Below are 12,311 nucleotides of genomic sequence, written 5' to 3'. Positions count from 1 at the left end.
CATTCATAATTAAATTCCTCCTTAAATTTCAAAATTATTTAATGTTCTGCTGTTATTTTAATATTAATCATTGTTAACATAACAAATATAACCATTTGTATAGTTCCATCAAAAAGATCAAAATACATATGAAGTGGAACTGGTATTACCAGTTGCGCTATCCAACTTATTCCTGCTAATGCACTATAAACAAGATCCATTATAACAACTGCTGCTGTCATATTACCAAATAATCTTAAACTTAATGATACTGGTAACATAATTCTTTCAATAATATTTAGTGGAAAAATAAAAGCATAAGGTTTAAAATAACCTCCAAAGTAATGCCCTATACCTATTTTCCTAATAGCAAATGCCTGTACTACAACAAATGTTATTGCCGCCATACCTAAATTTATACTATAGTCTGATGTTGGTGGTGCTACACCAATAAATCCAGTTAAATTCATAAATAATAAGTACAACATAAGTGTTCCAATAAAAGGAACAAACCCTAAGTAACTTTCTCCCATATTTTCTCTAACAAGTTTATTTACAGTTTCTACAAATATTTCTAATATATTTTGCTTTTTATCTGGAATAACTTTTAAATTTCTAGTTAAAATAAATGATAATAATCCTACTATGACAATTATTGCCCACTGAATTATAATATTAATAGTTACTCCAAAACTATATCCAAATAAGTTTAATGTAAATATAGGTTTTAACGCTTCCACCGTATTCCCCCTTTCTACACTAATTTTTAATTTTAAATGAGTATAAAATTATCCCAATAAAATGCAAACTATACCCTAATAAAAATGGGAATATACTAATTTTGTTATAGTTAAACATTAATAGAGCTATTGCACAAACTATGATAACTCTAAATAAAGAGCTAAGTGTCATAATAATTTTGTGATTACCCTTTTTATTATTAAATACATAGTTAGTAATTATACCATTTAAGAAAAAACTTAAAATAGCAGTTATTATTCCAACTAATATATACAAATAATAATCATACAAGAGAAAATAAGTAATTGCACCAACTATGAGAGCAATAAGTGCATCATAAAATAATACCTTTTTTAACATAGTTAAAAGTTCATCTGCCAAATTTGTCACTCCATAAAATTTATAATTTAAATATGTATAAATTATATATTTGAAAAATTTATATTCAAACTTTAAAAAACAGGTAAATATATTTGTTTAATACTATTTTTCTTTATTTAATTTAAATTATACCTACTTTTTTCTAGATATCTTAGTATTTATTTGCTTTTCTCATTTCATGAATATAATAAAATTCTTTGGTCAATTAAATAATTTTTAGAGAATCTTCTCAATTATTTAATAAATTACTTATGTTTATATAATCACTACAATCACAAATACTCGTTATAAATCTTAATTCAATTTTAGAAATCGATAACACCAAAATATTTTTTTAGAAAAATGAATTTTATTTTTTTATATATTGCAACTTTTTTTGAAAAAAATTTGATATTTAATTATACGCTTAACCTTTTTCTGTTTTTTATTAAGAGTTACTCTGCATTTATAAATAGGTTTTACATATTTTATCTTATTATACCTACTAGCCTAAAAATTTATATTTTATATTATGGAAATAAACTTATATTGTGGTAATATGAAATTTATAATGATACAACCTTTAATATGAATTGGGTGTGTAAATTTAAGAAATGTTAACAATTGTATTATTTTGTACTTACAACAAAAAAAAGTAGGAAATTAACTTCCTACTTTTTTATATATAATCTATATTTATTATCTTTCAACTACAAGAGCAGTTCCCATTCCGCCACCTATACAAAGTGTAGCTAAACCTTTTTTAGCATCTCTCTTTTCCATTTCATGTAAAAGAGATACTAATATTCTAGCTCCTGAAGCACCAATTGGGTGACCTAAAGCTATAGCTCCTCCGTTAACATTAACTTTTGACATATCAAAGTTAAGGTCTTTAGCAACTGCTAAACTCTGAGCTGCAAAAGCTTCGTTAGCTTCAATTAAATCTAAATCTTCTACTTTTAAGTTTACTTTTTCTAAAGCAACTTTTGTTGCGTGGAATGGACCATATCCCATGATAGCTGGATCTAATCCTGCTGAACCATAAGACACAATTTTTACTAACGGCTTTATTCCTAATTCTTCAGCTTTTTCAGCACTCATTATAACTAATGCTGCAGCACCATCATTGATACCTGAAGCATTACCAGCTGTAACTGTACCATCTTTTTTGAAAGCTGGTCTCAACTTAGCTAATTTTTCCTTAGTTGTTCCAAATCTTGGGAATTCATCAGTATCAACTACTTTTGGATCTCCTTTTCTCTGTGGAATAACAACTGGAACTATTTCATCCTTAAATCTTCCGGATTTAACAGCTTCTTCAGCCTTGTTTTGTGATGATGCTGAGAACTCATCTTGCATTTCTCTAGTTATTCCCCATCTTTCTGCTATGTTTTCTGCAGTTATTCCCATATGGTACTGATTAAATGCATCCCATAGACCATCTGTTATCATTTCATCAACCATCTGACCATTTCCCATTCTCTGTCCCCATCTAGCATTATTTAATACATATGGAGCTCTTGACATGTTTTCCATACCACCTGCTATAATTACATCAGCATCTCCTGCTTTTATCATTTGACATGCTAAACTTACAGCTCTTAAACCTGAACCACAAACTTTATTTATTGTAAATGCTGGTACTTCCTGTGGAAGTCCTGCTTTTATAACAGCTTGTCTAGCTGGGTTTTGTCCAAGTCCTGCTTGAAGAACATTTCCTAATATAACTTCTTGTACCTGTTCTGGTTTTATTCCTGCTCTGTTTATAGCCTCTTTTATAACAGTAGCACCTAAATCAACGGCAGGTACATCCTTTAATACTCCACCAAATGAACCTACTGCAGTTCTAACTGCGCTTGCAATAACAACTTCTCTCATTTTTATAAACCCTCCTAATATTTTATATTTTGCGTTTTTTATATACAATTTAAAAATTTTCTGTCAACAATTTAATTATACTCATATTTTAACTATTTATCAATAGATTTTGTTAAAAAAAACACAAACTTTATATAATTTTAAATTCTTCTGGTCTATTATTTAATCGTTTATAGTAGTAAAGTATAGCCTGAACTACTCTCTTAGAAGCCATTCCATCGCCATAAGGGTTAATAGCTTTACTCATCTTTTCATATTCATTTTTATTGTTAATTAATTCATTAGCAGAACTTACAATTTTTGAAATATCAGTTCCCACAAGCTTTACAGTTCCATATTTTACAGCTTCTGGTCTTTCCGTAACATTCCTTAATACAAGTACAGGTTTTCCAAGATGAGGGGCCTCTTCCTGAAGTCCACCTGAATCTGTCATAACCATAAAGCATTTATCCATTAAATTATGAGTCTCTTTTGTGTCTAATGGCGATAATAAATGTACTCTATCTATACCCTCTAAATATTTATGTACCACATCTTTTACAACAGGATTTAGGTGTACTAAATATACCAATTCTACTTCTTGATTTTTTTCCACTATTTCTTTTAAAGCTTTACAAATATTTTCTATTCCTTCTCCCCAATTTTCTCTTCTGTGAGCTGTTACCATTATTACTTTTTTATTTTTATAATCTATAGAATTCAACTTTTCATTTTCAAATTTATAATCTTCATCCACAGTAACATTCATTGCATCTATTACAGTATTTCCTGTAATAAATATATCTTCCTCATTTATGCCCTCTTTTAATAAATTTTCTTTAGATCCTATTGTAGGAGCAAAATGCAAATCAGCAATTGCCCCTGTAAGCCTTCTATTCATTTCTTCTGGGAATGGAAAATATTTATCAAATGTTCTAAGCCCAGCCTCTACATGTCCTACTTTAGTTTGTTGATAAAATCCCGCTAACGCTCCTGCAAAAGTTGTTGTTGTGTCTCCATGTACTAAAATAAGGTTTGGTTTTTCTCCTTCAAAAATCTCCTTTAATCCTGTTAATACCTTAGTAGTTATGCCAGTTAGACTTTGTTTATCTTTCATAATATTTAAATCAAAGTCTGGAGTAATATTGAAAAGTTCTAAAACTTGATCTAACATTTGTCTATGCTGTGCTGTTACACAAACCTTACTTTCTATTTCCTCTCTTCTTTCTAATTCTTTAACCAAAGGAGCCATTTTTATAGCCTCAGGCCTAGTCCCAAATATGGTTATAACCTTTAATTTATCCATTCTTTTCCCTCCAAATTAATAATAGCTAATCTCTGTGCTTAAAAAAACCACATTTCCAAGCGCCAAGCACAAGTATAATCATAACTATGGCCAGTAAAAAATAAGAACTCTGGCTACTTACCTGCATTGCAAGTATAGCTAAACTGCCTAATACTGCACTTATAAGATACATAATTATAACTGCTTGTTTTTGGGTTAAACCCATATCTAATAATCTATGATGCAGATGTCCTCTATCTGCTTGCATTATAGGTTTACCATTTATTTTTCTCCTGATCATAGCAAAAAGTGTGTCATAAATAGGTAATCCTAATGCCAAAATGGGTACAGAAATTGCCACTGCCGCTGCAGACTTTATAGTTCCCTCTATAGATATAGCTGCTAATAAAAAACCTAGTAGTTGAGCCCCTGTATCTCCCATAAATATAGATGCAGGATTAAAATTATAAGGTAAAAAGCCCAAAATAGCTCCACTTAATGCACAGGTTAAAAAAGCAGCCTCAAGCCTAGTATCAATTTTTAATAAAGCAATTATAAGAATTGTCACCGATGATATAAGTGCTATTCCAGCTGCAAGTCCATCTAAACCGTCTATTAGATTTATAGCATTTGTTATACCAACTACCCATATTATAGTCAATGGTATGGAAAATCCACCTATACTTAGCCATTGGGCTGCATCTGGTAATGGATTTGTAATATTTTTTATTGTTACCCCAAAAAATATTAGTACTACTGCAGAACCTACCTGAAACATTAATTTTACTAAAGGACTTAGTTCATATTTATCATCTAAAAAACCGCCTATTACAATTATAGTAGCACCAATTATAATTCCCTTTTCGGAATTCATTAAGGGGCCACTTTTACATATAACAGTTACTATAAATGCAATATATATAGATAACCCACCTAATAAAGGTATAGGTTTTTTATGTACTCTTCGTTTATCCTTAGGTACATCAATGGCACCTATTTTAACTGCTAATTTTTTTACCAGTGGAGTAAGTAAAAACGAAAGAATTGTAGAAAAAACAACTACCAAAAATAAATTGTTCATAACCATCTCTCCATTAATATGATCCATCACCAGAAAGTGAATCATCATTTTCTATCCATTCACTAACAGGTATTTCTCTATATTTTTCTTTTGTATCTCTTATTACTACTTTATCTATTCCTGAATTAATAATAAATCTTTTACATAAAGAACATGGTGCTGCATTCTTAACAAATTGTAAAGTATTCTGCTCTTTACCTACTAAATATAATGTCGCCCCTATCATATCCTGTCTTCTTGCAGAAATAATAGCATTTTGCTCTGCATGAACAGACCTACATAACTCATACCTAGTACCTCTTGGAACATTTAATTCTTCTCTTCTACATTTACCTATGTCACAACAATTTTTTCTTCCCCTAGGTGAGCCTGAATATCCAGTTGATATTATCTCGTCATTTTTTACTATTATTGCCGCAAAATTTCTTCTTAAACAAGTACCTCTTTCTAATATGGTTTCACAAATGTCTAAATAATAATTTTCTTTATCTATTCTACTCATACTTCCTCCAAATCATATAATAACCTTTTCATATAACTATGTATATTCTATACTAAAAAACGGATAATTAAAAGTATAAGTATAAAAGTTTAAAAACAGTCGACTTAAAGTAGTCGACTGTTTTTATCTTACTTAGTACCGTATAGTCTATCTCCTGCATCACCAAGACCTGGTAAAATATATCCGTCTTCACTTAATTTTTCATCTATAGATCCAACATATATATCCACGTCTGGATGGGCATCCATAACAGCTTTTATTCCCTCTGGTGCAGATATAAGACACATAAGCCTTATATGTTTTGCTCCCTTATTCTTAAGTAGTGTTATGGCATCTGCAGCTGATCCTCCAGTTGCAAGCATTGGATCTGTTACTATTACATCTCTTTCCCCAATATCTTGTGGAAGTTTGCAAAAATATTCAACTGGTTTTAAAGTTTTTTCATCCCTATATAACCCTATGTGTCCTACCTTTGCTGCAGGTATAAGCTTTAACATTCCATCAACCATTCCAAGACCAGCTCTTAAAATAGGTACTATAGCGACCTTTTTACCAGCTAACATTTTGCATTTAGCCTTACATATAGGAGTTTCAATTTCAACCTCTTGCAATTGTAAGTCTCTAGTAACTTCATAAGCCATAAGCATAGCTACTTCTTCAACTAATTCTCTAAAATCTTTTGAACCTGTATTTTTGTCTCTTATTAATGCTAATTTGTGTAATATTAATGGATGTGCTATTTGTGTTACTCTACTCATTATAAACTTCCTCCCAAAATATGAAATAAATTTAATAGTTTTATATAAATTATTTATTATAAAAATTAAACACTTTTATTTAGAATAGTTTCCTTCTATCGTAGCAATTTTATCTATTCTTCCTTGATGTCTTCCACCTTCAAACTTAGCATTTAAAAATGTATCTACTATATCTAATGCTAAACCTGCCCCAACAACTCTCTGACCTAATGCAAGTATATTAGCATTATTATGTTCTCTACAAGCATGGGCACTAAATGTATCACTACAAAGTGCTGCTCTTATTCCCTTAACCTTGTTTGCTGCAATACTTATGCCTATTCCTGTTCCACAAACTAAAATTCCAAAGTCAAATTCCTTTAAAGCTACCTTTTCTGCTACCTTCATAGCATAATCAGGATAATCACAAGACTCCTTAGTAAAAGTACCAAAGTCTTCAAGCTGTATACCCTTATCCCCCAGGTGTTTAATTATCTCCTCTTTTAATGGTAATCCTGCATGATCACTACCTAATGCAATCTTCAATATAATACACCTCCAAAAAACTTTCCCATATTTTAATTATATTAGTATTCCCTTATTTCTCTTTCTTTTATTTATATTTTAAAATAGAGAATACATATAAATATTTACCTTAATTTGTTTGCAAAAAAAGAAGATATGAGTATTCTTATTGAACACTTTTATCTTCTCTTAATTTATTTAATAATAATAAAATACCACTTTTTAATTGTTTAAATGTATCTTCATAAACAGAAACTGTGCCGCCATAAGGGTCTATAATCTCCCCTTTAATGCCGACGTAGTCATTTAAAGAATGTATTTTTCTTTTACTTTCTGGAAAATTTTCAACTAAAACATCCCTAATATAAGCTGTCATAGTAATAATTAAATCACTATCATGGGTTAATTGTCTATTTAATTGAACAGCTTTTCTTTTGCTAATATCTAAATTCAATTTTTCATTTAAAACTTTACTTGAATTTATAGAGGTTGTACTTCCTTCTACAATGGCTATGCCTGCAGACTTTGCAAAAAAAGTATCATCTTTTGATAACAGATTAAATATAGATTCTGCCATACAACTTCTACAAGTATTTCCTGTACAAACAAATAATATATTCATAGCCACCTCCATAAAATATTTACTAACTATCAGTAAAATATTCTAACTTACTAAATATTATATGTCAACTATAATTTAATAAAGTTACACCTTTAATATATTAAAACCAGCTGATTTTTTTAGTCTATTCATAATGGCAATACCTATCCCTTTTTCCTCAAAAGCTTCTGAAATTATTACATCCACCCCTTTATCATCTAAACTCCTTAGAGTTTCAAATAAATTTTGGGCAACTGTTTCAATACTATTTCTACTTCCTAAAGACATAGTTAATGCATTTTTATATCTATTTATTGTTTCATCCGTAGCCATTACTCCTACTTTTTTACCAAAGTTTTTATACTCATCTATCATACTATTTATTTTCTCTGCTACTCTATCTACATCCCCTTGTATAATCTTTACAGAAGCTTTTGGAGCATAATGTCTGTATTTCATACCAGGGGCCTTAGGCAAAATATCTTTATTGGGCTTTTGCATAATAGCAGGATCTATATATATATTAGCATCCACATTTTTTAACATTTCTAAAGTTATTCCACCTGGTCTCAATATACATGGTGGATAAACTGTACAATCAATTACTGTAGATTCTACCCCAACATTACATTTTTCTCCCCCTATTATATAATCAATTTTGCCAAATAAATCTTCTATACATCTTTCTATATCTGTAGGACTAGGTCTTCCTGATATATTGGCAGATGGCGCCGCTAAGGGAACTCCTGCTTCTTTTATAAGCTCTCTTGCTATCACATTAGATGGCATTCTTATTCCAACACTATCTAATCCTGCACTAGTTTCATCAGGTATAATATCTTTTTTAGGTAAAATTATAGTCATAGGTCCTGGCCAAAACTTATCCATTAATTTTTTAGCTATATCTGGTATATTTATAACTAATTTCTCAATTTCTTCTATTTGAGATATATGAACTATTAATGGGTTATCCTGTGGTCTCCCCTTCGCTTCAAATATTTTTATTACAGCTTGCCCATCTAAAGCGTTGGCCCCTAAACCATAAACAGTCTCTGTAGGAAAAGCTACAAGTCCTCCGTCTCTTAATATATATCCACATTCTTCTAATACATTTTTATCCAAATTATGTTCATCTAAAATAGCAACTTTTGTATTCAAATTTACATCTCCCTTACATATATGTTTATATGAGTTGTATTAATATTAAACCACACATAACTCCTGCTAGTACTCCTATTGTACTACATATACCATCCCAGAGTTTTGATGATTCTGGTATCATTTCTCCGCATACCACATAAAGCATTATACCTGATGCAAAGGATAGGCTTATTCCCAATGCATTATTGGATAAATTACCAATATATCCTCCAATTAATGTACCTAATACCGTAGGCAATGCTGTTGCCACAGTATATAAAAGTATTTTCAAAGGCTTCATTTTTGATGCCATAAGAGGAGCTGCTACAGCTATGCCCTCAGGCACATCATGAATTGCAATAAGAATACTCATTTTTATTCCTAGTTTACTACCTGCAGCAAATCCACATCCCATAATTATTCCCTCAGGGAAATTGTGTATCATAAGTCCCATAGCTGTTATTAATGCAATTTTTATATGTTTATTCACCTTATTGTCTTTCATGTTATTGTCTACTAAAGCAACTAAAAAGATACCTAGTATAGAAAATAAAATTGTATAAATAGCCCCCCAAGTATTTATTGCCTCTGGTATAAGATCAAAAACCACTATAGAAAGCATTAGTCCCCCTGAAAAACCTATTAAGCTTCCAAGAATTTTATTTGTTGGATTCTTCACTATTAATCCTAATAAAGCTCCTAATGTTGTTCCCGAAAGGGATACTACACTACCTATTAAAATCATGAAAATTAAATTATTCAAATTATCACCTATTTTTTTTACTCTCTATAGATAATATTTTTATAAATATATAAATATTCTTATTCTCTTATTAAACATGCTCTATAATCTTTTATTTTTTCTATAGCCTCTTCTGTAAAAGTAGCGTATACACAGCTTTTATATATACAATCTAAAAGTTCATACTTATAATTTTTCCCTTTTTTAATTATAGAAAATGCATATTTATTTTCTGGATTTAATATCTTCATCTTATTATAATGAAAAGCCACATATGGATGATTCTTTAAAAATTTATAATTCATAGGTATCATTCTTTTACTTCTAAAGGTTGAACAAGCTATAAGTATTATTATAAAATCTTTTTCTTTATCAGATTTTCTTATTATATTTTCTACATGAACGAATTCAACTTTACTACATATTATATTTAATTTATCTTTCTTAAGCCCTGATGTAATTTTTAGTTTATAATTGTCACATTGAAAATTTAATGCTTCGTTATTTTTCTTAACCATTATTGCTATTATAACTAAACACTCTATAATAATAAGGTATAAAATATAAAATATATTAATATTGTTGGAAATTATTAAAATTATTGGCAGTATGAAAAAAATAAAGCTCATTAATAGCATAAATCTTTTATAAGATTTTTTTTGCTTCTTAATGGCTTTATTTATATTCATACTTTTCATCTTCTCCTATACAATTAGATTATAAAATTATAACTCTGATCCTAAATTTTTCATCTTTTCTGCTTGTTCTGCAGTTATTAATGCATCTAGGACCTCATCAATATCCCCATCAAGGAATGCTTCTAATCTATATAGCGTTAATCCTATTCTATGTTCAGTAACTCTTCCCTGAGGATAATTATAAGTTCTTATTCTTTCGCTTCTATCTCCAGTTCCAACCTGACTTTTTCTATCCTCTGCTATATTAGCACTTCTTTCAGCCTGCAATCTATCGTATAATCTTGATTTTAAAACCTTCATAGCTTTCTCTTTATTTTTTAACTGAGACTTCTCATCTTGGCAACTTACCACAAGTCCTGTAGGTAAATGAGTTATTCTTACAGCAGAATCTGTTGTATTTACGCATTGTCCACCGTGTCCTGATGCTCTAAAAACATCTATTCTTAAGTCATTAGAATTAATCTCTACATCAACATCTTCAACCTCTGGTAAAACTGCTACCGTGGCAGTTGATGTATGTATTCTACCACTAGATTCTGTATCCGGTACTCTTTGTACTCTGTGTACTCCACTTTCATACTTTAACTTACTATAAACTTTATCTCCTCTAACCATGAATACAACTTCTTTAAACCCGCCTATATCTGTTTCATTAGCGCTTACTGACTCCACTTTCCAATTATGTCTTTCTGCATATCTAGTATACATTCTAAGTAAATTAGCTGCAAATAATGCTGCTTCATCTCCACCAGCACCAGCTCTTATTTCAATAAATACATTCTTTTCATCATTAGGATCTTTAGGTAAAAGTAATATCTTTAATTCTTGTTCAAGTTCTTCTCTCTTCACTGAAAGTTCTTTTATTTCTTCTTGAACCATTTCCTTTAGTTCTCTTTCTAAATCATCTTTAAGCATTTCCTTATCAGCTTCTAAATCTTCTTCAGCTTTTTTAAATTCTCTAAACTTATTTACCATTTCTTCCATATCTGAATGTTCTTTACATAGTTTTTGCCATTCTTTTTGATTAGCCATAATTGTAGGGTCACTAATTTTTATTGATAATTCTTCATATTTATTTTCTATAAAATTAAGTCTTTCTAACATAAATTTCTCACTCCGTTAATATATTTTAACAAATATTAATTATAACATAAGATTTTCTTATAAATCAATGTTAATAATTTAAAAAATCTACTTATACATTGCTCCAACCACTCTATCCCAACCTGCTAAATCTTTTAGGCTTATTATATTTTTAAATCCATTTTCTAGTAATAACTTTGTCACATCTTCTTTTTGATCATGTCCTATTTCAAATATAACTCTTCCATCTTTATTAAGTACTTTTTTACTTTGTTCTAATATTTTTTTATAAAAATACAGTCCATCTTTTCCTCCACTTAATGCTTCAAATGGTTCATACTTTTTCACATCTTCCATAAGGGTTGGTATTACTTCTTCTCTTATATATGGTGGGTTAGATACTATAATATCGTATTTCTTTTGATTATCTATAGCATAATTTAATAAATCACTTTTAAATACGTTAACTCTATCATTTAAATTGTGTAACTTTAAATTAACACCTGTGGTTTCTACTGCTATGTCAGAAATATCAAAGCAATCTATCTTTGTATTATTCACAAATTTCCCTATAGATATTCCTATTATACCACTGCCACAACATACATCACATACATTTTTATAATTTTTTTCTTTTATAATACTTATAGCTTCCTCAACTAAAATTTCAGTATCTGGCCTCGGAATTAAGACCCCTTGTTTAACTTCAAAATCTAATCCCATAAACTCACATTTACCTAGTATATATTTTATAGGCATTTTTTCTTTTCTAATTTCAATAAATTTAAAATACTCTTTTGCCTGTTTTTCTTCAACTAAAAAATCTCTATTAAGCATTATAAATAAATTATCTTTATCTATAACTTTTCCTAATAACAAACGACAATCTAAAATATAACTTTCAATTCCCACACTCTTTAGGGCAATTATCCCCTCTTCTAAAAGTTTCCCTATTGTATAATTTCTACAATTCTTCATAT

General features: G+C 29.5%; 14 protein-coding genes. All 14 read right to left on the bottom strand.

Going from position 1 to position 12,311, the window contains the following annotated elements; genetic code table 11:
• Positions 1-38 precede the first annotated feature (38 nt).
• Entirely contained in the window at positions 39-719 is a 681-nt protein-coding gene (locus tag EJL03_RS07485; RefSeq protein ID WP_125153351.1) for a F0F1 ATP synthase subunit A, read from the bottom strand.
• A 19-nt stretch (positions 720-738) separates the two neighbouring features.
• Positions 739-1,101, bottom strand: a complete 363-nt coding sequence (locus tag EJL03_RS07480) for an ATP synthase subunit I (RefSeq protein WP_125153350.1) — start codon at positions 1,099-1,101, stop codon at positions 739-741.
• Positions 1,102-1,779: 678 nt separating this feature from the next.
• Positions 1,780-2,958: an acetyl-CoA C-acetyltransferase gene (locus EJL03_RS07475; RefSeq protein WP_125153349.1), complete on the bottom strand. Its 1,179-nt coding sequence runs from the start codon at positions 2,956-2,958 to the stop codon at positions 1,780-1,782.
• A gap of 130 nt (positions 2,959-3,088) precedes the next feature.
• A complete protein-coding gene (gene wecB / locus EJL03_RS07470; protein ID WP_125153348.1) occupies positions 3,089-4,243 on the bottom strand; it encodes a non-hydrolyzing UDP-N-acetylglucosamine 2-epimerase in 1,155 nt (384 codons plus the stop codon).
• A 25-nt stretch (positions 4,244-4,268) separates the two neighbouring features.
• Positions 4,269-5,303 (bottom strand): glycosyltransferase family 4 protein, encoded by a 1,035-nt coding sequence (locus EJL03_RS07465; RefSeq protein ID WP_125153614.1) that lies wholly within the window; start codon positions 5,301-5,303, stop codon positions 4,269-4,271.
• A 13-nt stretch (positions 5,304-5,316) separates the two neighbouring features.
• Positions 5,317-5,805 (bottom strand): deoxycytidylate deaminase, encoded by a 489-nt coding sequence (locus tag EJL03_RS07460; RefSeq protein WP_125153347.1) that lies wholly within the window; start codon positions 5,803-5,805, stop codon positions 5,317-5,319.
• 128 nt (positions 5,806-5,933) lie between these two features.
• Complete coding sequence (gene upp, locus EJL03_RS07455) at positions 5,934-6,563, bottom strand: uracil phosphoribosyltransferase (RefSeq protein WP_125153346.1); 630 nt, start codon at positions 6,561-6,563, stop codon at positions 5,934-5,936.
• Positions 6,564-6,638: 75 nt separating this feature from the next.
• Positions 6,639-7,088: a ribose 5-phosphate isomerase B gene (rpiB, locus tag EJL03_RS07450; protein ID WP_125153345.1), complete on the bottom strand. Its 450-nt coding sequence runs from the start codon at positions 7,086-7,088 to the stop codon at positions 6,639-6,641.
• A gap of 145 nt (positions 7,089-7,233) precedes the next feature.
• A complete protein-coding gene (locus EJL03_RS07445) occupies positions 7,234-7,689 on the bottom strand; it encodes a low molecular weight protein arginine phosphatase (protein WP_125153344.1) in 456 nt (151 codons plus the stop codon).
• Positions 7,690-7,773: 84 nt separating this feature from the next.
• Positions 7,774-8,826 (bottom strand): L-threonylcarbamoyladenylate synthase, encoded by a 1,053-nt coding sequence (locus tag EJL03_RS07440; RefSeq protein WP_125153343.1) that lies wholly within the window; start codon positions 8,824-8,826, stop codon positions 7,774-7,776.
• A 25-nt stretch (positions 8,827-8,851) separates the two neighbouring features.
• The gene (locus EJL03_RS07435) at positions 8,852-9,571 is read right to left on the bottom strand and encodes a ZIP family metal transporter (RefSeq protein ID WP_206427352.1); all 720 of its coding nucleotides are present in this window, start codon (positions 9,569-9,571) and stop codon (positions 8,852-8,854) included.
• Positions 9,572-9,630: 59 nt separating this feature from the next.
• Positions 9,631-10,239, bottom strand: a complete 609-nt coding sequence (locus EJL03_RS07430) for a hypothetical protein (protein ID WP_125153342.1) — start codon at positions 10,237-10,239, stop codon at positions 9,631-9,633.
• Between the two features lie 36 nt (positions 10,240-10,275).
• Positions 10,276-11,352: a peptide chain release factor 1 gene (gene prfA, locus EJL03_RS07425; RefSeq protein WP_125153341.1), complete on the bottom strand. Its 1,077-nt coding sequence runs from the start codon at positions 11,350-11,352 to the stop codon at positions 10,276-10,278.
• An 87-nt stretch (positions 11,353-11,439) separates the two neighbouring features.
• Positions 11,440-12,309 (bottom strand): peptide chain release factor N(5)-glutamine methyltransferase, encoded by an 870-nt coding sequence (prmC, locus tag EJL03_RS07420; protein ID WP_125153340.1) that lies wholly within the window; start codon positions 12,307-12,309, stop codon positions 11,440-11,442.
• Positions 12,310-12,311: the final 2 nt, after the last annotated feature.

Source organism: Clostridium rectalis, assembly GCF_900626095.1.
In the GTDB taxonomy this organism is placed as follows: Bacteria; Bacillota; Clostridia; order Clostridiales; family Clostridiaceae; genus Clostridium_AS; species Clostridium_AS rectalis.
The sequence above is the reverse complement of the archived record's forward strand: the minus strand, read 5'-3'. Positions and strand labels throughout refer to the sequence as shown.